General features: G+C 62.6%; 23 protein-coding genes and 1 tRNA gene. 11 read left to right on the top strand and 13 right to left on the bottom strand.

Translation table 11 applies throughout. From position 1 onward, the window contains the following. The 4 genes from B3H86_RS04270 (at window position 1) to B3H86_RS04255 (ending at window position 2,115) form a co-directional block, all read left to right on the top strand. On the top strand, window positions 1-177 hold the full coding sequence (locus B3H86_RS04270) for a flagella basal body P-ring formation protein FlgA (protein WP_292051365.1): 177 nt from the start codon (window positions 1-3) through the stop codon (window positions 175-177). A gap of 17 nt (window positions 178-194) precedes the next feature. Beyond that, complete coding sequence (gene flgH, locus B3H86_RS04265; protein ID WP_292051364.1) at window positions 195-911, top strand: flagellar basal body L-ring protein FlgH; 717 nt, start codon at window positions 195-197, stop codon at window positions 909-911. Between the two features lie 148 nt (window positions 912-1,059). After that, window positions 1,060-1,548: a hypothetical protein gene (locus B3H86_RS04260; RefSeq protein WP_292051363.1), complete on the top strand. Its 489-nt coding sequence runs from the start codon at window positions 1,060-1,062 to the stop codon at window positions 1,546-1,548. A 30-nt stretch (window positions 1,549-1,578) separates the two neighbouring features. Further along, on the top strand, window positions 1,579-2,115 hold the full coding sequence (locus B3H86_RS04255) for a hypothetical protein (RefSeq protein WP_292051362.1): 537 nt from the start codon (window positions 1,579-1,581) through the stop codon (window positions 2,113-2,115). A gap of 40 nt (window positions 2,116-2,155) precedes the next feature. Here the strand turns inward: B3H86_RS04255 and B3H86_RS04250 are convergent, their stop codons facing one another. Both B3H86_RS04250 and msrA read right to left on the bottom strand, forming a co-directional pair. Next, window positions 2,156-2,500 carry an MmcQ/YjbR family DNA-binding protein gene (locus B3H86_RS04250; RefSeq protein ID WP_292051361.1) on the bottom strand — a complete coding sequence of 115 codons (345 nt, stop codon included), beginning with the start codon at window positions 2,498-2,500 and terminating at the stop codon, window positions 2,156-2,158. A gap of 20 nt (window positions 2,501-2,520) precedes the next feature. Next, window positions 2,521-3,171: a peptide-methionine (S)-S-oxide reductase MsrA gene (gene msrA / locus B3H86_RS04245; RefSeq protein WP_292051360.1), complete on the bottom strand. Its 651-nt coding sequence runs from the start codon at window positions 3,169-3,171 to the stop codon at window positions 2,521-2,523. Window positions 3,172-3,317: 146 nt separating this feature from the next. Here msrA and B3H86_RS04240 point away from each other — a divergent pair. Further along, a tRNA-Ser gene (locus B3H86_RS04240) sits at window positions 3,318-3,407 on the top strand. Window positions 3,408-3,439: 32 nt separating this feature from the next. On the opposite strand, the gene B3H86_RS04235 is transcribed toward B3H86_RS04240, so the two are convergent. Both B3H86_RS04235 and B3H86_RS04230 read right to left on the bottom strand, forming a co-directional pair. Further along, complete coding sequence (locus B3H86_RS04235) at window positions 3,440-4,414, bottom strand: GNAT family N-acetyltransferase (RefSeq protein WP_292051359.1); 975 nt, start codon at window positions 4,412-4,414, stop codon at window positions 3,440-3,442. Window positions 4,415-4,506: 92 nt separating this feature from the next. Further along, window positions 4,507-5,982, bottom strand: coding sequence for a nitrilase-related carbon-nitrogen hydrolase (locus tag B3H86_RS04230; RefSeq protein WP_292051358.1), 1,476 nt, complete (start codon window positions 5,980-5,982; stop codon window positions 4,507-4,509). A 153-nt stretch (window positions 5,983-6,135) separates the two neighbouring features. Between B3H86_RS04230 and B3H86_RS04225 the strand changes: the two genes are divergently transcribed. Next, window positions 6,136-6,915, top strand: a complete 780-nt coding sequence (locus B3H86_RS04225) for a LytTR family DNA-binding domain-containing protein (RefSeq protein WP_292051357.1) — start codon at window positions 6,136-6,138, stop codon at window positions 6,913-6,915. Between the two features lie 65 nt (window positions 6,916-6,980). On the opposite strand, the gene B3H86_RS04220 is transcribed toward B3H86_RS04225, so the two are convergent. After that, a complete protein-coding gene (locus tag B3H86_RS04220) occupies window positions 6,981-8,123 on the bottom strand; it encodes a CaiB/BaiF CoA transferase family protein (RefSeq protein WP_292051356.1) in 1,143 nt (380 codons plus the stop codon). 106 nt (window positions 8,124-8,229) lie between these two features. On the opposite strand from B3H86_RS04220, the gene B3H86_RS04215 reads away from it, so the two are divergent. After that, window positions 8,230-9,156 carry a hydroxymethylglutaryl-CoA lyase gene (locus tag B3H86_RS04215; RefSeq protein WP_292051355.1) on the top strand — a complete coding sequence of 309 codons (927 nt, stop codon included), beginning with the start codon at window positions 8,230-8,232 and terminating at the stop codon, window positions 9,154-9,156. Between the two features lie 75 nt (window positions 9,157-9,231). Here the strand turns inward: B3H86_RS04215 and B3H86_RS04210 are convergent, their stop codons facing one another. The 3 genes from B3H86_RS04210 to leuC form a co-directional block, all read right to left on the bottom strand. Next, entirely contained in the window at window positions 9,232-9,834 is a 603-nt protein-coding gene (locus B3H86_RS04210) for a hypothetical protein (protein WP_292051354.1), read from the bottom strand. A gap of 87 nt (window positions 9,835-9,921) precedes the next feature. Further along, the gene (gene leuD, locus B3H86_RS04205; RefSeq protein WP_292051353.1) at window positions 9,922-10,545 is read right to left on the bottom strand and encodes a 3-isopropylmalate dehydratase small subunit; all 624 of its coding nucleotides are present in this window, start codon (window positions 10,543-10,545) and stop codon (window positions 9,922-9,924) included. A gap of 11 nt (window positions 10,546-10,556) precedes the next feature. Continuing rightward, window positions 10,557-11,969 carry a 3-isopropylmalate dehydratase large subunit gene (gene leuC / locus B3H86_RS04200; RefSeq protein ID WP_292051352.1) on the bottom strand — a complete coding sequence of 471 codons (1,413 nt, stop codon included), beginning with the start codon at window positions 11,967-11,969 and terminating at the stop codon, window positions 10,557-10,559. A 68-nt stretch (window positions 11,970-12,037) separates the two neighbouring features. Here leuC and B3H86_RS04195 point away from each other — a divergent pair, with 68 nt between their 5' ends. After that, window positions 12,038-12,823 (top strand): GntR family transcriptional regulator, encoded by a 786-nt coding sequence (locus B3H86_RS04195; protein ID WP_292051351.1) that lies wholly within the window; start codon window positions 12,038-12,040, stop codon window positions 12,821-12,823. 149 nt (window positions 12,824-12,972) lie between these two features. After that, complete coding sequence (locus tag B3H86_RS04190; RefSeq protein WP_292051350.1) at window positions 12,973-13,674, top strand: isochorismatase family protein; 702 nt, start codon at window positions 12,973-12,975, stop codon at window positions 13,672-13,674. Between the two features lie 100 nt (window positions 13,675-13,774). Here B3H86_RS04190 and B3H86_RS04185 read toward each other — a convergent pair whose 3' ends face one another. From B3H86_RS04185 to B3H86_RS04175, 3 genes are all read right to left on the bottom strand, one after another. After that, on the bottom strand, window positions 13,775-14,686 hold the full coding sequence (locus B3H86_RS04185) for a polysaccharide deacetylase family protein (protein ID WP_292051349.1): 912 nt from the start codon (window positions 14,684-14,686) through the stop codon (window positions 13,775-13,777). 2 nt (window positions 14,687-14,688) lie between these two features. Then, window positions 14,689-15,636: a polysaccharide deacetylase family protein gene (locus B3H86_RS04180; RefSeq protein ID WP_292051348.1), complete on the bottom strand. Its 948-nt coding sequence runs from the start codon at window positions 15,634-15,636 to the stop codon at window positions 14,689-14,691. A gap of 99 nt (window positions 15,637-15,735) precedes the next feature. After that, window positions 15,736-17,115: an FAD-dependent oxidoreductase gene (locus B3H86_RS04175; protein ID WP_292051347.1), complete on the bottom strand. Its 1,380-nt coding sequence runs from the start codon at window positions 17,113-17,115 to the stop codon at window positions 15,736-15,738. A gap of 243 nt (window positions 17,116-17,358) precedes the next feature. Between B3H86_RS04175 and B3H86_RS04170 the strand changes: the two genes are divergently transcribed. Next, window positions 17,359-18,288, top strand: coding sequence for an aldo/keto reductase (locus B3H86_RS04170; RefSeq protein ID WP_292051346.1), 930 nt, complete (start codon window positions 17,359-17,361; stop codon window positions 18,286-18,288). Window positions 18,289-18,404: 116 nt separating this feature from the next. Continuing rightward, the gene (locus B3H86_RS04165; protein WP_292051345.1) at window positions 18,405-18,701 is read left to right on the top strand and encodes a hypothetical protein; all 297 of its coding nucleotides are present in this window, start codon (window positions 18,405-18,407) and stop codon (window positions 18,699-18,701) included. A 55-nt stretch (window positions 18,702-18,756) separates the two neighbouring features. On the opposite strand, the gene B3H86_RS04160 is transcribed toward B3H86_RS04165, so the two are convergent. Further along, window positions 18,757-19,584, bottom strand: coding sequence for an alpha/beta hydrolase (locus B3H86_RS04160; RefSeq protein WP_292051344.1), 828 nt, complete (start codon window positions 19,582-19,584; stop codon window positions 18,757-18,759). Next, window positions 19,577-21,007, bottom strand: a complete 1,431-nt coding sequence (locus B3H86_RS04155; protein WP_292051343.1) for an MFS transporter — start codon at window positions 21,005-21,007, stop codon at window positions 19,577-19,579. The genes B3H86_RS04160 and B3H86_RS04155 overlap by 8 nt, the downstream gene beginning before the upstream one ends. Between the last annotated feature and the right edge of the window lie 51 nt (window positions 21,008-21,058).

Below are 21,058 nucleotides of genomic sequence, written 5' to 3'. Positions count from 1 at the left end.
ATCACCGGCCGCGCCCAGCGTCAGGCCGCGGTCGGCGAAGTGGTCCAGGTTATGAACCTGCAATCCAACCGCACCATCGAAGCCGTCGCCGTCGCGCCGGGCCGCGCCCTTGCCGGTCCCGCCGCGCAGGCGATGCGCACCCCGTCCGCCCGTTCACTCCAGTTTGCCGCTCGTTGAGCCAGAAAGACCGTCCCATGCGCAAGTTTCTGATCCTCGCCGCCGCCTGCATCCCCCTCGCCGCCTGCTCGACCGCCACCGAGGCGCTGCGCGGCCCCGAACTGGCCCCTGTCGGCTATCCGGCCCAACTGGCCCCGATGGAACAGGCCTATCTGCCGGAATCCACCCCTGCCAGCGCCAACAGCCTGTGGCGTACCGGCGCGCGAAGCTTTTTCGGTGACCAGCGCGCCCGCCGCGTCGGCGACATCCTGACCGTCAGCATCGACATCAACGACCGCGCCCAAACCCAGAACACCACGAACCGCACCCGCAGCAACAGCGTCTCGGGCGGCGTCAGCAACCTGTTCGGCCTGGAAAGCAGCATCGGCAAGGTCCTGCCCGGCGCGTTCGATCCGTCGAACATGGTCGGGGCGGAAGGCGATATCAGCCACAGCGGCTCGGGCAGCGTGAACCGCTCCGAACGGGTGAACCTGACGGTGGCGGCCATCATCACCGGCGTCATGCCCAACGGCAATCTGGTCATCCAGGGTAGGCAAGAAGTGCGCACCAACCGCGAGGTGCGCGAACTGACCGTGGCCGGTATCGTCCGGCCTGAGGATATCTCCAGTGCCAACACCATCCGCCACACCCAAATCGCGGAGGCCCGCATCTCCTACGGCGGCCGTGGCGACATCAGCCGCATGCAGGCCGCCCCTGCGGGCCAGAACCTGATGGAGCGGTTCAGCCCGTTCTAAGCCTCTGATTTCAGGTGCGTCTCAAATAATCCGGCATCGAACCCCGTCCGCGAACGTTAACGGACGGGGTTTTGATTTTAATGTTTGCAGTTGTGATTATCGACCAACGATACCAAACTCGCAGTCCACAGCCGGAGGAAACGCCTTCATGCGCGACCCGAGACAGCGATTGGCCGCACGGCCCATGCGTGCAATGACGCTTATGGCCACGGCATCGGCCCTGATCATCGCCAGCAGTCCCGCCCACACACAGTCACAGGCACAGCGCTGGATCTGGACGCTGTATGATGACAGCAATCCCGTGGTTCTGGCGCTGGAAATCCCCGACACGCCGCGTCTGAAAACCACGCTGGAGTGCGAAAGCCATTCGTCCCTTGTGCGCATCTCCATGTATGAAAACGAGGCCCTGCCCGAAGGTCCTGCCATCATCAGGGCAGGCAACCACCAGAGCCCTGCGCAGATCGAAAGCCGCGGCACACGCCGCATTGCCACGCTTCAGGTCGACCATCCGGTATTCAACGCCTTCCAGGCCGATGGCCGATTGGAAATTTCGGCCAGCGACCAGACCGCCACCATTTCCGTCGGATCGGCCAATCTGTCCAAACTGAACCGTTTTGCCCGCGCCTGTGCGACCTGATCCCACAGGCAGATGACACGAGCCCCCATCATGTCGATTTTTACCGCGCGTATCTCTCGCCTGCCCGTATTCGCCAGCCTGTCACTTTTGCTGCTGACCACGGCCTGCGCCACCTCTTCCGGCGCGCCTTCCGCGGCTTCGGGCCTGATGGCGCTGAACGATCCACCGGCCCGCAACGGTAATTACCGATGGTTCCTGGACCATGAGGACGACGAGGTGCAGCTGTTCTATGGTCTGGAACAGTCAGACGATATTCCGCTGGGGCTGAGCTGCAAGCGCGGCACCAGCCGCATCACCATTTCGACCCCCAGCGAAGATCGCAGCATGCGCAGCATGACCCTGACGTCAGGGGGGCGGATGGCCAGCTATCCGGCACGCGCGCAGGCCGCCACGGTCTTTGACGGCTATGATATCGTGGCGCAAACGACGCCGTCCGACCCTGTGATGCAGGCCTTTGGCGTCAATGGCTGGCTGGCGATGGCGGGGGCGGATGGCTGGGTCGGTCTGGTCGGCGATCGTACGTCCGGGGCCAGCGCCAGCCGTTTTATGGCTGACTGCAAGCGATAGCAGAAAAGGGGCGGCCCATCGGAACCGCCCCTTTCGGTATCTACTCAAGCCCAAGGGACTGCCTGACCTTACGGGTCAGACCCCGCGCCACCAGAGTGTGGGAATGGGCGATCAGATCCGACAATTCCTGCACATCCCAGTCTTCGACACGGGCCACTCTCAGCCAACCGCCGCGGGGCAGATAGGGCGCACGTTCGGCCCTACCCTGTTCGCGCAAAAGCTCATAGGCGATTTCCGAGCCCTTGAAACAAAGCCCGCCGCGATCCTCCAGCATGGCGAAGATCTTGCCGCCGACCTTGAAGGTCTGAACGTCGGGTCCAAAGGGGCGCTCGACCGTGGCTGCCGTGCGCGACAGACAAAATGCCTCGACTTCCGCTGCCTGCATCGCTCGCCCCTTCAGTTCATTCAGGCATTCACACCCAGACCGATCGGGCAGACGACACCCGTGCCGCCAATTCCGCAATAGCCGGCCGGGTTCTTGGCCAGATAGCCCTGATGATAGTCCTCGGCGTAGTAGAACTCGCCCAACGGCAGGATTTCCGTGGTGATCTCGCCACGGCCCGCTGCGCTCAGCGCTTCCTGATAGGCGGCCTTTGATGCCAGCGCCGCATCGCGCTGGGCCTCATCGGCGTAATAGATGGCCGAGCGGTACTGGGTGCCGATGTCGTTCCCCTGACGCATGCCCTGCGTCGGGTCGTGATTTTCCCAGAACACTTTCAACAGCTCTTCATACGGCAGCTTGGCCGGATCGAAGACGACCTGCACCACCTCGGTGTGGCCTGTCTTGCCCGAGCACACCTCTTCATAGGTCGGGTTCGGCGTGATGCCGCCCGCATAACCGGCCGCCGACGTATAGACGCCCTCCTGCTGCCAGAACACACGCTCTACGCCCCAGAAACAGCCCATACCGAAAACAGCGACCTGCATACCCTGTGGCCACGGACCTTTCAGCGGCGTGCCCAACACATAATGGGTCGTGTCGGTCGCCAACGGCTCCGAACGTCCCGGCAGGGCTTCGGCTTGGGTCGGCAAGGTATCGGCTTTTTTCAACAACATGGGCGGACTCCAGATTCTTTTGCAGAATATCATATGGGAACGCCAAGGGCGCTTGCCCATCCTTCATGTTTGATTTAATCAGCGCCCTCTCGCCGGACCGCTCCCGGCGAATCCGCTCCGGACGCATCCGGATACACGGTGGATTAGGACAGGTGGCCGAGTGGTTGAAGGCGCACGCCTGGAACGCGTGTATAGGGGCAACTCTATCGAGGGTTCGAATCCCTCTCTGTCCGCCACAGTGTTGAGAGCGTGTCTTACGGCAAGAAGGCTACACGCTTTGTTGGAGTGCATCCCAGCATGGGATCACTTCGCTGGTGCCAGCTTGGATCAGAATATCAGCGTGGGCATAACCCCACGCGACAGACACAGGCGTTAGGCCTGCCGTCAGGGCGGCTTCGACGTCGCGGCTTTCGTCCCCCACATAGACGGCTTCACTGGGCTTCACATCCATGAAACGGCAAGTCCGGGTCAAACGCCGAGCTTTACCGAACAAAGACGCCCCGCATTCGATGTGATGGAACAGCGCCATGATGTCGTGGCCAAGCGTCTGCTCAACCCGTGTCCGGCTGTTTGACGTGACAAGTCCCAGCTTGAACCCACTCTTCTGCAAAGCCCTGAGAGCGGGTTCGGCACCCGGGACCAGGTGGATATCATTGCCTGCCAAGGCAGCCAGTTTCCGTCCGCGTTTCATCATGGCCGGCAGTTTCCACAGGGGTACTTTCATTTGCCCCAGGATTTCGCGGTTGGACATGCCCCGCATTTTCTCGACAGCCTGCTCGTTCAATGGCTGAAGGCCGAACTCATCAGACAGCTGGATCAGGGTCTTCACCATCCATTCGCGGCTGTCCACCAACACGCCGTCGAAGTCGAAGATTACAGCCTTGTGGCGTGGCATCGATTGACGAGTCTTGCGCATGAACCACACGCTTTGGCGGCTGCCGTGGTAGTTGATTTCGCGGTCTTCGACCACGCGGTACCCGTGCCGTTCATAAAGTGAGCGCGCCCTGGGATTGGCGTGGAATACGCTGAGGGTCATGTCACCCGCGCGCATCTGTTCCGCTTCTTCCAGAAGCGCCGTCCCTACCCCCTTGCCCTGCCAGGCCGCACGGACAAACAGGTTTTCGATGTGGTTGCCATTGAGCTCGATGAAGGCCACGGGACAGTCGTCAAACGTGGCCACCAAACGAAGCCCGACATCATCCAGCGGATGTCTTGCGTCAAAAACCGCACGCAGTTCCGGCATTGACGCGCCATAGGAAGTCATTGCGGCATCGGCGGCGATCTGGCGACAGACCGCATCATCCCTGTCCTCGAAGATACGGATGGAAATCTGGCTCATACGGATGCCCTCCGTCTTGGGGCCAGAAGCATGCCGCAAGCCAGCAATGCGGCCATCATTCCGGCAGCGACAGCACCGACAAAAGGCTCGACCCAGGGATATACCGCCCATTGGCGTTTCATCGGCATTTGCACCGTCCACACAACGCTTTGCCCATAGGTGACACTCAGGCTCGACACGGTTCTTCCCTTGCCGTCGGTCGCAATGCTCAGCCCATCATTGACCGGACGGAACAGTGCCGCGCCCGTCTCGATACTGCGTGCGACCGCCATGTGTGAGTGCAGAGGCGTCATGCCGGGACTGTCCCACGACGGGTCCAGCAACACGTCCGCACCCGCACGCCCGGCCTGTGCAATCAATTCCGGATAATCAAAGTCATAACAGATCGCCAAGGCGATTCGTCCATGCGGCGTTTCGATAATCCGCATCAAGCCATCGCCCTTCACAGAGGCTTCACTGGGGGTCGGGTGTGACTTCAGATAGCGGTCCACGACCGTTCCCCTGTCATCAATGACGACAACTGTATTCTTCGCCTTGTTCAGTCCCGGCTCCATCACCGCCATTGCGATGAACAGCCACACCCTTTCCTCGCGCGCCAATTGGCGGGCCTGAGAAAGGAGCTGCGCCTCATCCATTGCCGGGACCAGGGCATTTCCCTCGCTCCACACCACAATCCCGGCCCCTTGAGCCACGGCCGATCGAGTGTGCTCCATAAGGTTGGCGAACAGGGCCTTCGCTGTCGGGCGGACCTGCTCCAACGCATCGGCATCCAGGACCCGGCCATTGTTCAACGGCCCCCAAGTCGCCCTGAACGCCTCACGGTTATCGACCACCACGCCAGCGATCCGCACGCCCTGGTCTTGCGGTTCGCTTGGGTGCAATCGGGCCAGACCGGCGATCACCGTGATCGCCAGCACAAGCCCGTACGCAACCGCGAGCCCCAACGTACGTCGCGGCTGTTCCCACAGACCATTGGCAATACTGGCAAAAGCGCCGATCACCAGCGCAGGCCACGCCAGGCCCAGCACGGCCATGCCTTGCAACAAGGCCAGCTGCCCATGCTGGGAATAGGCCAAAGCGCCCCATGTTCCGAAGCCCAGCAAACGGATTGCAGCCTCGGTCACAACCCAGCCCAGCGGCAGTACCAGCCAACGCGTGCCCTGCGGAACATAGCCGCCCAAAAGCCTGTCGATTGCAAAGGGCATGAAGGCCATCGCACCGACCGCAGCGGGCAGTGCCCACTGCATCCATCCCCCCAACGGCAATACGCCCTGCCAGCCCGCATAATGGGCCAGCGCCCATCCAGCAGCCCCCAGTGGCAAACCTATTTTCGCGGGGGTATCGCGCACGAAACGCAGCATCAGCAGCAGGGCCATCCAAGGCGCGGCGACCCACATGGCATTGCCCACCATATGCATGGCGAACCCACAGCCAAGGAACCACAGCCCGAGCAATGCCCACTTTGTTTTCATGACGGTTTTCACGCAGCACCCTCCCTCGGTTTTCGAAGGGTGGTCCGTAGGGGTCTTCTCAGCGAACAACAGTTGTTTTACGTCAAACAGGCTTAGCCATTCGCCAACCCGCCCCAAGGCTGGATTATGCCCGTTCACGAAACGTCAAATGTCATGCGTGCGCGTCTGGACAGCCGACGTCTTGCGCTGGAACTGATGTGTGTTGCGGGTGCGGTTGTGGTTCTGGCCTTGCTACAGCCGCTCGGCATTCTGGGCGAGCAGACGGTGGGAACGCGCCTGTTCTATTGGGCGCGATCCGTGGGGGTCGGTTATCTGTTGCACCGCCCCTTGCTCTGGCTGGGCGCAAGGCTGGCCTTACGGGCCGGACTGCCGGAATGGGCCGGTTGGATAGCAGGCCTGATCCTTGCCTGCGTGTCGATGTCGCTGTGGCTCTGGTATTTCGGTCCGCGCATCGATCCCGGACGCGCATTTCCAAGCGAAGCCCTGTGGGCCGATACGGCGGGTCAGGTGTTGTTGATCAGCAGCCTGATCGCCCTGTGCCTGTGGTTCATCGAGGACCTGAAGGCGGCTTCGCGCCCCCGGTCTTCGGCCGCGCCATCCCCAGCGGTTTCCCCCGCAGCCAGACCGGCCATTCTGGCCCGAACGCCTTGGCCATTGTCACAGCTGGTCGCTCTCGAAGGCGAGGATCATTATGTGCGCGTCCATACCGACTATGGCAGTCATCTGGTGCTGATGCGGATGGCCGATGCGATTGCCGAGACACGCCCTGTCGAGGGCATGAGTATTCATCGGTCGTGGTGGGTCGCAAAGGATATGGTCAGGACCGCCGAGGCCAAGGGGCGCAATCTGACCCTTCACCTGCATACAGACCTATGCGCCACCGTCGCGCGGTCGCGCGTTGCATTGGTCAGACAGTGGCTGGATCGCATCTGATCCCTTGTTTCTTGTAACGAAATGGCCCCGTCGCTGACGGGGCCATTCAAGGGGTGTGATCGGGCTCAGCCCTTGGCCAGTTCGGCCAGAACTTCGTCCTGATGCTCGCCGGACTTGGGGGCGGCGGCGGGTTCGTTGAAGCGGCGGCCATCCATCTCGATGGGCAGGGACGGCAGGCGAACCACCTCGTCGTTCGGCATGGTCACGTCGATCAGACCGCCCGTGTTCAGGTGGGGATCGTCGAACAGGTCCTCCGGTCGAGCAATCGGCGCGAACGGCAAGCCGCTGGGCGACAGCATGTCGATCAGCTCCTCGCGGGTGTATTGGCCAACCACCTCGCGCACGACGGGCAGGATCTGGTCACGCGCCGCCACGCGGGCATTGTTCAGGGCATAAGCCTCGTTCGCCTTCAGCTCCGTCAGGCCGAACAGGTCGCAGAACACCAGCCACAGCTTGTCGGTCACCACGCCGATGAACACGCCCTCACCGTCCTTGGTCTGGAAGACGTCATAGATAGACCATGCCGAGATACGCTCCGGCATCGGGCGGGCAGCGGTTCCAGTGACAGCTTTCTGCGCCATGTGCTGGCCGACGAGGAAGGCGGTCGTCTCATAAAGGGCGCTCTTGACCAGTTGGCCTCGGCCCGTACGGCGGCGCTCTTCCAGCGCGGCCAGAATGCCGATGACGCCGAACATACCGCCCGTCACGTCGATGACCGAGGCCCCTGCCCGCAACGGACGCCCCGCCGGACCCGTCATATAGGCCAGACCTCCCATCATCTGGGCCACTTCGTCCAGAGCCGTGCGCTGCTCATACGGCCCCGGCAGGAAGCCTTTTTCCGAGCAGTAGATCAGGCCGGGATTGATCTTGGACAGTTCCTCATAGGACAGGCCCAGACGGTCCAGCGCCCCCGCACGGAAGTTCTCGATAATGACGTCCGCGCCCGCGCACAGGGCCTTGGCCGTGGCCAGCCCGTCCTCGGACTTCATGTCCAGACGGATGGAGCGTTTGTTGCGGTTGTACATGACGAAATAGCCCGCGCCCGAACCCTTCAGGTCGCGGGTCGCGTCGCCATTGGCGGGCTCGACCTTGATCACATCGGCACCCAGATCGGCGAGGATCACACCCGCCGCCGGACCCATGACCATGTGGGTGAACTCGATGACCTTCAGTCCTGCGAGCGGACCTTGGCGAACGGCTTGTGTCATGACGCTTACCCCTCAAAAGCATCGGCCCAGCGGGCCATAACTGTCCTAGACCGACAGCGATAAACGATCTAATGATATAATAATAGATCATTTGAGGGAGTAAGTGGTGGGGACCCCCATTCTTGTCAGCGAAGTCGGCCCGCGCGACGGTCTGCAAAGCATCAAATCCATCCTGCCGACCGAGCAGAAAAAGCGCTGGATCGACCTACAGGTCGCGGCGGGCTTCAAGGAAATCGAGGTCGGCTCGTTCGTGCCCGCGCACATCCTGCCGCAACTGGCCGACACCGCAGAGATCGTGGAATACGCCCGCCAGATCGAGGGCCTGACGGTCGCGGTTCTGGTGCCGAACGTGAAGGGGGCCGAGGCCGCCATCGCCGCGGGCGCACACAAGATTTCCCTGCCCCTGTCGTGCAGCGAGACGCACAGCCTGAAGAATGTGCGTCGCACCCACGAACAGATGATCGAGGCGGCCACCACCATTGCCGAACTGATCAAGGCCCAGCCCGAGGGCAACCGCCCGCATTTCGAGGGCGCACTGTCCACCGCCTTTGGCTGCACGATTGAAGGCGAGGTGCCGGAAGCCAAGGTGGTCGAACTGGCCGAGCGCCTGATGAAGGCGGGCTGCGACGAGGTGGGCCTGTCGGATACCTCCGGCTATGCCCATCCGGTTCAGGTCAAACAGCTGATCAAGGCCGTCCGCGCCGCCGTGGGTGACGAGAACCTGACGGGCCTGCACCTGCACAATACGCGCGGTCTTGGCCTCGCCAATGCGATGGCGGGTCTGGAACTGGGCATCACCACGCTGGACTCCTCGCTGGGCGGCGTCGGCGGCTGCCCCTTCGCGCCGGGTGCCAGCGGCAACATCGTCACCGAGGACCTCGTCTTCATGCTGGAAGCTATGGGCTACGACACCGGCGTCGACATCGAAAAGATGATCGAGCTGCGCAAGGAAGTCGCCGCCATGCTGCCGGACGAAGAGTTCTACGGCTTCCTGTCAGAAGCAGGTCCGCCCAAGGGCTGGCGCGGGTTCTAAAACGTCAAAGGGGGCCGGAAGCGGCCCCCTTTTTTTATGTTTGATTTCTTCGAACGGCTCCTAGTCCAAGGCCAGCTATTCGCCACCGCTGTAGACGAAGTACACGCGCTCGAATTTGGGATGTCCTCGCATCTGGCGATCATTGAGTTCCCGACGAAAAGTCGCATCGTCATCATCCTCTAGAAAGCCTACGTTGACATAGACCACCAGAACAAAGCGCTCAGTGTATAGCTTTGTCGCTTTCTTCTCGATCTGAGCGTCTACAGCCTGAAGGGCATCTTCGACGCTAATCCACCAGTTATCTTGTTGAACTGGGGCCTCTATCGGAGGGCTTTGGCGCTCCAGACGTAACTCGTCGCCCCTTCGCCTTCCCGGCTTCATCACCTCAACGACTTCGCAACGTTCCACCAAGCCCGTATTTGACCTTGCCTCAAAGTCTGGCGGATCGTCCCTCAGAATTCGGATTGCTATCGAGCCATGCGCCTGCCCGTACTGTACTGCTACGCAGGCTTCCTTCATCCATTTCAGATGCGGGTCGTCGAGAAAATGACTCCTAACGGACTTGTGCAGTTTCGCTAGCTTTGTCCTGACTTCCTCAAGAGATCGCCATTCGAGGAAAAACTCTCTTTCTTCATCGGCTTTTTGCTTGGTCAATGGTCGAGAGGACTCACCTGCCATGAACCTGCTCCTCAAAAGTCAGGGTTGGTTAGCCTACCTCCTCACCTCTACACCGCACAGGAGCTTCCCCTTTCAGGTTCCTAACGGTTACAAATAAACCCACGGCCTCTTACCCCGATCGCCCGCGATAAAAGCTTCGATGGCCTCCTTATGGAGCAGGGTCAGGTCGACGGCGTCGTAGCCGTTGAGCAGGGCGATGCGGTCCTCTTCATTATTGAGGGTGAAGCCGTATTCGCTGCCGTCGGGGGCGGTGACTTTTTGGGCTTCCAGATCGACGGTGACCTTGGCGTTGGCGGGGTCGGCTTCGACCTGTGCGGCGATCGTGGCGACCACATCGGCGGGCAGGATGACGGGGCACAGGCCGTTGCGGACGCAGTTGTTGTAGAAGATCGGATTGAAGCTGGGCGCGATCACGGCGCGGAAACCGTATTCGTGCAGCGCCCAGACGGCGTGTTCACGGCTGGAGCCGCAGCCGACATTTTCCCCCGCCAACAGGATGCCGACACCCTCATATTCCGGCTGGTTCAGCACGAAATCGGGCTTGAGGTCGCGCCCGCCCACGGCGGTATAGCGCCAGCCCGCGAACAGGCCGTCTTTCAGACCCGTCTTGGAGACGGACTTCATCTCGCGCGACGGAATGATGATGTCGGTATCGATATTGGCCCGCACCAGAGGGGCGGCCACGGCGGTCATGCGAACGAAAGCTTCCATGATCTTTATCCTTATGCGGCCAGTTTGCGCGGATCGGCGAGGCAGCCCGCAATGGCGGACGCGGCCACCACCTCGGGGCTGGAGATGTGGGTGCGGGTTTCCGGCCCCTGACGGCTCTCGAAATTGCGGTTGGTCGAGGAGACGACGCGCTCTTTCGCGCCAAAGCTCTCACCACCGGCGAAGAAGCACATGGAGCAGCCCGGCTCGCGCCATTCAAAGCCCGCTTCGATAAAGACCTTGTCCAAGCCTTCCGCTTCCGCCGCTTCCTTCACCAGACCCGAACCCGGAACGCAGATGGCGCGCACGCCGTCTGCCACCTTGCGGCCCTTCAGGATGGCGGCGGCGCGGCGCAGGTCCGACAGGCGGCTGTTGGTGCAGGAGCCGATGAAGGCCGAGCCGATCTTCAGCCCCTCGACCGGCTGGCCCGGCGTCACGTCCATATAGGTGACGGCGCGTTGGTGGATTTCGGCGCTGGCCTCATCGGCGTGAGGCACGATGCCGTCGATGCTGATGGCCTGTTGCGGGCTGGTGCCCCAGGTAATCATCGGGCCGATTTCGGCGGCGTCCAGCACGATCTCCTTGTCGAAGGTCGCGCCCTCATCGGTTTTCAGCGTGCGCCAATAGGCGACGGCCTGATCCCACAACTCGCCCTTCGGCGCATAAGGGCGGCCTTCCAGATAGGCGAAGGTCTTTTCATCGGGCGCGATGATGGTGCTGAAACAACCCAGTTCCGCGCCCATGTTGCACAGCGTCAGGCGGGCCTCGATCTCCAGCGCCTCGATGGCGGTGCCAGCGAACTCGACGATATGCCCCTGCCCGCCGCGCGAGCCGTGACGCGCCAACAGGGTCAGAGCCAAGTCCTTGGCGGTTACGCCCGCACCCAGCACACCGTTCACGGTGATCCGCATGGTCTTGGGGCGGTTGATACGAAGCGTACGGGTGGCCAGCGCATGCTCGGCCTCGGTCGAGCCGATACCCCACGCCAAAGCGCCCATCGCGCCTTGGGTGCAGGTGTGGCTGTCGGGGCAGACCACCGTCAGGCCCGGCAGGACAATGCCCTGTTCGGGCGAGACGACGTGGACGATGCCCTGACGCTTGTCACCGATGTCGAAAATGGTGATGCCCTCGGCGCGGGCTGCCTCGCGGGTCTGGACGATGAACTCGCGGCCCCCCGGCATGCGGGTGTCGTCATTGCGGCCGACATGGGTGTCGACGATGTGGTCCATCGTGCCGAACACGCGGGCCGGATCGGCCACCTGACGGCCAGCCGCCCGCAGGCTCTTGAGCGCGATGCCGCCCGTGCGTTCATGCAGGAAGACGCGGTCGATGGCGATCAGCCCTGCGCCTGCGTCACTCATCTGGATCAGGTGCTGCGCCCAGAGTTTGTCGAAGAGGCTGCTGGGTGCCGCATTAGGCGTTGTCATACACAATGTCCTTGAAGCAATAAGGTCCGGTGCCGCGCGGCACCTTGATTGGATCGGGGAGAAGAGTTTTGAGCGAAGAGGCGATCTGGCCGTTTCCGGTCCCGCTGCACCTCGATCCGGCGCTGCCGACGCCGCTCTATCACCAGATGTATCTGGCCATCCGCGCCCAGATCCGGTCGGGCGACATCCCGCCCGGTTCCATGCTGCCGGGCGAGCTGCATCTGGCGAAAATCTTCAATGTGTCGCGCATCACGGTGAAGCGGGCGCTGAGCGAACTGGCCGATGATGGCCTTTTGGACCGCCAGCGCGGGCGCGGCACCGTGGTCACCAGCGCCGTCCCCTCGCCCGTGGTCAAAGGCGCGTTCGACAATCTGGTCGAGAGCCTGACCCTGATGGGGCTGGAAACCCAGATCGAGCTGCTGGAAGCCGACACCGTCAGCGCCGAGGGGGCCATTGCCGACCAGCTGGAGCTGGAGGCGGGCACGCCCGTGCAGCGCTCGATCCGACGCCGCAAACTTCAGGGCGAACCGTTTTCCTATCTGGTGAACCACATTCCCGCCGACATCGCCGCCAACTGGAGCCGCGATGATCTGGCGGGCACCTCCATGCTGGTGCTGCTGGAGCGGGCAGGTTTCAAACCCGTCGATGCCGATCAGTGGATCATGGCCGTGGCCGCAGAGCCCGCCGTCGCCGCCGCGCTGGATGTTGAGGTCGGCACGCCCCTGCTGAAGGTGGCGCGGGTCATGCGCGATGCCAGCGGGCGCGTCGTCCAGCTGATCCACTCGCACTATCGCTCCGACCGTTTCCAGTACCACGTCACCACCCGCGAACGTCGGCCCCTCGCCGACGACTGAAACCGCGATCTATCGGCAGAAAACTTTGCGACCGACCGCAGTTCGTTCTTGCAATCCTGCCACAAGCCAAATGATATATGAATAGATCATTTTGATCTTGCGGCCGCCTCTGAGGGGAGGCTTGGCCGGATTGTTAACGGAGGGCTTTGATGACGTCTGACCTGTATTTCGAACCGACCATGGTTCGGGAAAACCGCACCGCGCGCGAGATCTATGAGAGCATCAAGGCCAATCCGACCCGCGCCCGTTTCGGCTTTGGCAACAAGCTGGCCGTGCTGAACATCGACTTCCAGCAGGCCTATACCCGCCCCGACCTGTTCCCCGTCTCGGCCTATGTGACGGACCCCGACCAAATCAAATGGGTGAACCGCATTTCGGAACTGGCGCGCGGGGCCAATATGCCGGTGGCGTGGTCGCACGTCGCCTATAAGGCCGATGGCGGTGACGCCGGTGTCTGGGGCACCCGCACCAATACGCCCGACAGCCTGCAGAACATCAAATACGGCTCGGAGCGCCACGCCTTCGACCCGCGCTGCGACATCAAGGAAGACATCGACCTTGTGTACACCAAGCGCATGCCCAGCATGTTCTTCGAGACGCCGCTGCGCTCCTATCTGCAATGGCATGGCGTGGACACGGTGATCGTGACGGGCGGTTCGACCTCGGGCTGCGTGCGCGCGACGGCGGTGGATGCCCTGTCGTACGGCTTCCGCACCATCGTTCCCGAGCAGTGCGTGGCCGACAAGCACGAGAGCTATCACTTCGCCAACCTGACCGACCTGCTGCTGAAATATGCCGATGTGGTCGATGCGCAGGAAGTGGTGGACTGGCTGACCGCCCGTCAGGGCTGATCGGCTTCCGCCCCATCAAAAAACCCCGACCGGAGCGATCCGGTCGGGGTTTTTCTTCGCGCCCGAGCTGGGAGGAACAAGGCGCTAGGGGAGGAAGCCCTTATTTGGCCGCGTCGGCGATCTCCGACGCCGTGGCCGACCACACCTCGGCGTCACCGCCGATAGCGTTCAGGATGCGGCGCACCGCATGGGCGCGGAACGGCAGGCCCGAGACATAAGGCGTCAGCGTGAAACCGATGGAGCGACCGCCGAAGCGGTCCTTCTCGGACTTCAGATAGTCCACCGCTTCCAGCACCTGATTGGCCCAGCTGTCTTCGGACTGGCGCTTGTCGATCAGCAGGTTGCGGTCGTCGATCTCGTTGGACAGCGGCACGGCCTGCACCACGCCCGCAGGCGTCGTCATCTCCACCGGCACATCGTCCTGTTCCCAGTCGAGGCAGATGTCGAAACCGTTGGCGCGGATGATTTCCAGCGTATTGAACGACTGTTGGCGGGCGGGGCTCATCCACACGCGCGGCTTCAGGCCGGCGGCGTCAAAGCGAGCACGCACCTCGGCCACCCAAGCCTCTTCGGTCTCGCGTTCCAGCGCACCGAAATGGATGTGGTCCGTCGACAGGCCATAGGCCGCGATCTCGTGGCCGTCGGCGATGATGGCATCCACCAGCGGCTTGAGGCGCTCCAGTTGGTTGGCGTTGACGGGGAAGGTCGCCTTCACGCCCGCCGCCTTCAGCGCCTTCAGGATACGGAACACGCCGACGCGGTTGCCATAGTCGCGCGTCGTATAGTGACGCAGGTCCGGATAGGGCGTGACCATGGCGCCGGGGTGTTTGAAAGGCTTGCCCGACGGGGTCAGGGTGTGATGCTCGATCGGCACCACGACCACGGCCGCCACGGCCTGACCGTTCGGCCAGTTCACCTTGGGCCGCTCGGCCTGCTGGCGCCAGCCGTACAGCGACTGGTCCATGCCGTACGAACGGTGCGGATAGGTCAGATAGGATTCAGGCAGGCTCATTTTTACGCACCCTCCCCGCTAAAGCCCGTGCCGCCGGTGGCCAGACCGCGACGCTCGATATCGGCCTTGGTCTGGTCCCAGTAGGTTTCGCGGTAATAGCCCGCGATCTCGGCGGCGGTGGTGATCCACACATCGTCCGAATGGCTGGTGATGTGTTTCAGCGCTTCTTCGAACGGACGCACGCGATGGCTCTGGCTGACCAGATAGGCGTGCAGCGGGATGCACATGACCGTGCCGCTCTCTTCGCCCTCTTCCAGCAGCTGGTCGAAGTGGCGCTTCAGGATGTCGGCATAGCGCCACGGGTCCATCGACTGCGCGCCATAGGTGATGACGTCGTTCACTTCCAGCGAATAGGGCATCGACATCAGCTTGCCGGACTTGGTCTTCACCGGCTGGGGCTGGTCGTCCTGGAACAGGTCGCAGGTGTACCAGAAGTCCATGTCCGCGATCAGGTCCAGCGTGCGCTCGGTGTGCGTCAGGGCCGGAGCCAGATAGCCGCGGATACGCTGGCCGGTCGCCTTCTGGATGGTGTCGATCGAGTCCTGGATCATGGCGCGTTCCTGCGCCTCGTCCATGCCGTAGGAGTAACGGGTGTTGTAGATGCCGTGCGAGAAGAACTCCCAGTTCCGCTCCACGCAGGCCTCGATGATCTCTGGGTGGTGGTCGATCAGGGCCGTCGACAGCGAGATCGAGCCGCGCATGCCGTGGCGGTCCAGCATCTCCATCAGACGCCAGTGCCCCACGCGGTTGCCCCAGTCGCGCTGCGAATAGCCCACGACGTCGGGCGACGGCTTGGGCCAGCCCGCGCGCTTGTCGTTCTTGGGCGGGTCGAACTCGTAGTATTCGATGTTCGGCGCGATCCAGAAGGCCAGCTTCTTGCCGCCCGGCCACACGACCTTGGGACGGTCCTGATAGGGCCAGTAGTCATAAAGGTTGGGATCTGCGTGCACGTTGCCCCTCCGCAACTCACTAAATGATCTATTTATATATCAATTGGTCTTGGAGATAAGACAAGCCCTAATCTCGGCTGGTCCATGACATTGTGCGGATCAGCCCGCAACCTGTTTGGCCGCTGCCCGTCCGGCCAGCTTGCCCAGCGTCGTCGCCGTCAGCAGGCCGTGGCCCGCCAGATAGCCGGCAGGGCCGGAGCCGGAGACGCCACGCGCCGCACCACCGCCTGCGAACAGGTTCGGGAATACGCCGCCCTCCCTGCGCTTCACGCGGGCCTCGGCGTCGATATCCAGACCGCCCTGGGTGTGGAACAGGGCACCGACCACCTTGGCCGTGCGATAGGGCGCGACCAGCGGCGGCTTGCCGGTAAAGTCGCGGCCGAACGCGTCCTCGATCTCGCCACGGGTNNTGACCGTCTCGCGCAGGGCCTCGACGGGGGGGGAGGTGATGGCCGCCAGTTCCTCGATGGAGTTTGCGGTCTGTACCGCGCCCGCTTCCAGCGCGTCGCGGTAATCCTCGAACTTCATCATCAGGGTGTGCAGGCGCTCGTCCATGATGGTCCATGCAAAGCCGCCCGGCTGGGCGTTCACCTTGGCCGCCTGTTCGGAATAGCCCAGGCTTTCATCCGAAAACCGCTTGCCCTCGGCATTGATCTGGAAGCCGCCTTCCATGATCTGCGGCCACAGGATCGGCACGCCATAGCCCGCAGCCAGACCGCCGTGGCCCTGATAGCCGTCCATATCCGCCAGCGCCGCGCCCAGTTCCTCGCCCCACAGGATGGCTTCGCCCTGGTTGCCCGAATGGCCGTGGTAAACAATGTCGGCCAGTTCGGGGATGTAGCGGCGCACCATATCCGGATTGCCGCCGAATCCGCAGCAGGCGAGGATCAACGTCTCGCAGCCGATATCCTCGAACGAGCCATCGGGGCGTTCGATACGCACGCCGACGACGCGCTCGCCTTGGCCCACGAACAGATGGCGCACCGTGGCTTCGGTCAGGATGCTGACACCGGAACTGCTGGCTCCGGCTTCCAGTGCGGCCTGAAGTTCCGCACCCGAACGCTTGGGCGTGGCGAACATCCGCATCCGGCTGTGCCCCGGATAGATGTAGTCGTCGATCAGGACGAACGGTACCCCGTGCCTGTCGCGCAGCCACTGGATCGTCTCGACGCTCTCATTGGCCAGCAGGCGGGCAAGGTCCACATCCACGCGGCCTTGCGTCTTCTTGACCATGTCCTGAACGAACAGTTCGGGATTGTCGTCGATACCGGCAGCCGCCTGTTCCGGGGATCCCGGCGCGGGGATCATGCCGGTGGACATGCTGGTCGAGCCCAGCGGGGTAGGATCGTGCTCCAGCACCAGAACCTCGGCCCCGCCGTCCGCCGCCGCCATCGCCGCCGTCAGACCGCACGCCCCCGCGCCCACGACCACCACAGGGATCACATAGTCAAACTCTGGTACTTCACGCAGGATGGTCATGGAAAACTCGGCTCCGGCAACGGGTCTGCAAAGAGGCGGCTGGGTGCCAAGCCTCTGAAATATGGGCACAGCCTACGTCCGGCACCGCCGATGATGCTCGCCGGTTCGGAGAAGTATTCGCCCTATGGAGATGCCCGCCCCGCCCCCTCCCGCCGATTTGTTCGTCAGGTGGACGAACGCCAGTGCGCCACCGACAGCGCCACAGCTTGCACTAGCTTCATCCCCGCAAACAGGGAGGGGAAGATGGAGCACAGATCACTGGGCCGGTCGGGTCTGCGCGTGTCGCTGGTAGGGCTGGGATGCAACGGGTTCAACGACCTGGAGAAGGCCCGCGATGTCTATGGCGCGGCGCGCGATTGCGGCATCGACTTCTTCGATCTGGCCGACATGTACGGCGGTCCGGGTGGGGTTTCCGAAACCATTATGGGCGAGCTGTCACAGGGCCATCGTGACCAGATCATCATCGCCACAAAAGGCGGCTTTGCTACCGACGGCAGCTTCCGTGCGATGGGGGCCTCGCGCCGTTATCTGGTGCAGGCGGTGGAAGCCAGCCTGAAGCGACTGAAGACAGACTATATCGACCTGTACCAGATCCACACCCCCGACCCGCTGACCCCGCTGGACGAGACGCTACGGGCGCTGGACGACATGATCCGCCAGGGCAAGATCCGCTATGTGGGCGCCTCCAACTATGCCGGGTGGCAGTTGGTCGATGCCATGTGGATTGCCGAAACGAACAAGCTTTCGCGCTTCATCTCCTCGCAGAACGAGTACAACCTTCTGGCCCGCGGCATCGAGGCCTCCACCCTGCCCGCCATGCAGCGCGCAGGGGTCGGCCTTCTGCCCTATTTCCCGCTGGCCAGCGGCCTGCTGACCGGCAAGGTGACGCGCGATACACCGCCCGCACCGGGTACCCGTCTGACGATGGGCGGGCTGCCCTCCAAGGTGCTGAACGATACCAATCTGGCCAAAGCCGAGGCGCTGAAGGCGCTGGCGGAAAGCCGTGGCCGTACCTTGGTGGAGCTGGCCTTCGGCTGGCTGGCCTCGCGTCCGGAAACCGCCAGCATTATTGCCGGGGCTTCGCGCGGCGATCAGGTCCGCGCCAATGCCGCCTCGGCCGACTGGACGCTGGACGCCGAACTTCTGGCCGCCATCGACGCCATCACCCTTTGACTAATCGCAGGACGGATAAGCGGCGCAGGCCATCTATGCAGCCGCGACGCTTGTCATAGCCTTCACACTGACGACGAACCTATGCGCCCGCACAAGGGCACGAACCGGAGGACCCAATGGCCAACATCTATCTGAACCAGGACAATGTCGATGATCTGGGCCGCATGGTGACCGCGCTTCTGTCTGAAGTGTGGATCCTGCGCGACCGTATGGCGGTTCTCGAGGCCATGCTGGATGCCAAGGGCGTGGTCGATGCCAAGGCTATCGACGACTTCTCCTTCACGCCGGAACAGGAAGCCGAACTGGAGAAAGTGCGCGACCGCATGGTGGCCGCCGTTGTCGGTGCACCGATTGCTGCCCGCGAGCACCACGTCGAGCAGATCCTGAAACGTGCGGGTCTGGCCGACGCCTGATCCCTACGACGTCCCCCGTTTGATGCTGAAAAGACCCCTGAGAAGGGGTCTTTTTTTATACACCGAGGAAGCGGACCAGATGGTCCAGAACGGCCTGCCTCTGCAGGGAGCCGTCAATGGCACCCTCCAGACCCGAGGCCGCGTTGTCGGTGGGCTCATGCCCTTCGACAAAGCCGTAATGGTTCGCGCCCTCCAGCACCACATGTTCGGACGGTTCGCCATATCGGGCGATGGTCTTATCGACCCGACGGGGCGTGGCGATGGTGTCGTGGGTGCCGCTGATAAACATCACCCGCGTGTGTGCGGGGCGGGTCAGCGGCGTGTCTTCCTGACGATAGGGCAACAGTATCGTCAGCAGTTGCGGCTGCAACGATGCCCCCATGACGACAACGCCCTGAACGTCCTGCGGCGGGGCATAGTCCGACGGTCGGGTGATCCGATCATTGCGTGACGGATCGCTTTCCAGTGCGTCCAGCAACATGGATCCCCCTGCGGAATGCCCCGCCAGATAAAGGGGCAATCCATAGCGGCGCAGATGCTCAAAGAGGTGCTGCATACCCTTAAGGCCGTCGATATCCGCCAGTTCGGGAATGACCACCGTCACGCCATGCCGGTTCAATGCGGCCATCCAGTCATAGCGACGGGCCGCACAGCCGAAGCCCGGCACAACGGCCATGACCGCACGCGGGTTCTGTGCCGGATGCAGACGTGCGGTGCCGATACCCTCAATCGTGATCAAACGGACCTCGGCCTTTGCGGCACCGATCATGCCTGTCCCCAGTGTGGCGATGAGAAACACGCGGCGATCAAGAAAGAGGCTGCCCGGGCGGACAGCCCGGACAGCCTTTTCAGAGCGCAGCGACTTTGCGTTGCGATCAGCCAACGATCGGCTCCTCCATCTCGCGGGCCGAACGCTCGACACGCTGGCGCAGACGCTTGGCGAGGATGCCGTGGCGGCGCTCGTCCAGCGGGAAGTTCCACAGCATCAGCGAGCCGCTGATCTTCAGTATCGTCGGCACCAGAACCACCACGAACATGATGCCGAAGGTGGCAAAGCTGTCGTTCACGGCCCCGGCCTTGGCGTCATAGCCAAAGGCTTCAAGTGCCATGAAACCCGCCGCCGCGCCGATGGCCGAGGCGATCTTGGTCGTCAGCAGATAGAAGGCGAAATAGCTGCCGGTGCGGACAATGCCCGTCTTCCACGTGCCATAGTCAATGACATCGGCAAGGATCGCAGCGGGAAGCACCATACTGGCCGCCACGCCGATGCCCATGATGACCACCACGCCGGTGGCGAACAGGGCGACGGTTTCGACCGGAAGCGTGCTGGGGTTCACGAACCAGAACAGGTTCATGGCCAGCGAAGCGATGATCATCGACGAGCTGTAGGCGCGGTGCTTGCCGACCTTTTTCGACAGCCACGTCCAGAACGGAATGGCCACCACCGTCACGATGGAGAAGGCGGTCATCATATACGGATACCACTGGCCCACCTTCAGATAGCCGTCATAGAAGGTGAACATCAGTTGCAGGGCCCCCAGACCGAAGCCGGTCATGATGAAGCAGCCCAGATAGACCCAGAACGGACGGTTGGTCTTCACCGCCTTGTAAAGGCCCAGAACGTTCGGACGCTCGGTCGAAACCGGAGCCACGCCCTTGGGCGCGCCGATCAGCGAAATGGCCGTCATCAGCGGAATGGTGATCAGGGCAACGATGAAGAAATAGCCCATCATCTCCATCGAATAATTAGACGAAGCGGTCAGACCGGCCCATGCCACGAGGATCGGTAGCAGGTCGTTCAGTACGCTGCCCAGTTGCGAGGAGAAGCCGCGGAAGGCCGTCACCCGCGAGCGGGTGTGATAATCGTCCGAAAGCTCGGCCCCCCATGCGCTGTAGTTGATGTTCTGCATGGTGGCCGACATGTCGTAGACGACACGCCAGACGAAGAAGTACAGCAGGCCGATGCCCGGCGGCGGCTTCAACAGGAAGAAGGCGGCCAGCACCATCAGGGTCGCGCCGGCGGCGATCCACGGCTTGCGTCCGAAACGCTTGGAGCGCATGCGGTCCGACAGAAAGCCGAACAGCTGGTCGTTGAATGCTTCGATAAAACGGCCAGCCAGTAGCACCATACCCAGTGCGCCAAGGCTGAAGCCGAACTCCTTCGCATACAGCTGCGGCACAAAGGCCGTCACCGGTTGCGACAGGAACATGATGGCGAACGCGGCGACCGAATAGGCAGCGATCTGTTTATCCGTCACCGGACCCGCAGCCAGTTTGCGCTGGGGATTTATTGCAAGAGCGGTCAAACGCTGTCCTCGCTAGAAACGAAAATAAGCGGGACGCCGAAGCGTCCCGCC

Origin of the sequence: Brevundimonas sp. UBA5866, from assembly GCF_002432125.1 — a bacterium.
Classification (GTDB): Bacteria; Pseudomonadota; Alphaproteobacteria; order Caulobacterales; family Caulobacteraceae; genus Brevundimonas.
The sequence above is the reverse complement of the archived record's forward strand: the minus strand, read 5'-3'. Positions and strand labels throughout refer to the sequence as shown.

Bases quoted from the DNA above. Each gene is read 5' to 3' on its own strand.
- leuD (WP_292051353.1), bottom strand. From the start codon at position 10,545: ATGGAAGCTTTCGTTCGCATGACCGCCGTGGCCGCCCCTCTGGTGCGG.
- B3H86_RS04225 (WP_292051357.1), top strand. From the start codon at position 6,136: ATGCGTGCGCGTCTGGACAGCCGACGTCTTGCGCTGGAACTGATGTGT.
- B3H86_RS04210 (WP_292051354.1), bottom strand. From the start codon at position 9,834: ATGGCAGGTGAGTCCTCTCGACCATTGACCAAGCAAAAAGCCGATGAA.
- B3H86_RS04185 (WP_292051349.1), bottom strand. From the start codon at position 14,686: ATGAGCCTGCCTGAATCCTATCTGACCTATCCGCACCGTTCGTACGGC.
- B3H86_RS04235 (WP_292051359.1), bottom strand. From the start codon at position 4,414: ATGCCGGAACTGCGTGCGGTTTTTGACGCAAGACATCCGCTGGATGAT.
- B3H86_RS04260 (WP_292051363.1), top strand. From the start codon at position 1,060: ATGCGCGACCCGAGACAGCGATTGGCCGCACGGCCCATGCGTGCAATG.
- B3H86_RS04230 (WP_292051358.1), bottom strand. From the start codon at position 5,982: ATGAAAACAAAGTGGGCATTGCTCGGGCTGTGGTTCCTTGGCTGTGGG.
- B3H86_RS04220 (WP_292051356.1), bottom strand. From the start codon at position 8,123: ATGACACAAGCCGTTCGCCAAGGTCCGCTCGCAGGACTGAAGGTCATC.
- B3H86_RS04255 (WP_292051362.1), top strand. From the start codon at position 1,579: ATGTCGATTTTTACCGCGCGTATCTCTCGCCTGCCCGTATTCGCCAGC.
- B3H86_RS04165 (WP_292051345.1), top strand. From the start codon at position 18,405: ATGGCCAACATCTATCTGAACCAGGACAATGTCGATGATCTGGGCCGC.
- B3H86_RS04190 (WP_292051350.1), top strand. From the start codon at position 12,973: ATGACGTCTGACCTGTATTTCGAACCGACCATGGTTCGGGAAAACCGC.
- B3H86_RS04170 (WP_292051346.1), top strand. From the start codon at position 17,359: ATGGAGCACAGATCACTGGGCCGGTCGGGTCTGCGCGTGTCGCTGGTA.
- leuC (WP_292051352.1), bottom strand. From the start codon at position 11,969: ATGACAACGCCTAATGCGGCACCCAGCAGCCTCTTCGACAAACTCTGG.
- flgH (WP_292051364.1), top strand. From the start codon at position 195: ATGCGCAAGTTTCTGATCCTCGCCGCCGCCTGCATCCCCCTCGCCGCC.
- msrA (WP_292051360.1), bottom strand. From the start codon at position 3,171: ATGTTGTTGAAAAAAGCCGATACCTTGCCGACCCAAGCCGAAGCCCTG.
- B3H86_RS04250 (WP_292051361.1), bottom strand. From the start codon at position 2,500: ATGCAGGCAGCGGAAGTCGAGGCATTTTGTCTGTCGCGCACGGCAGCC.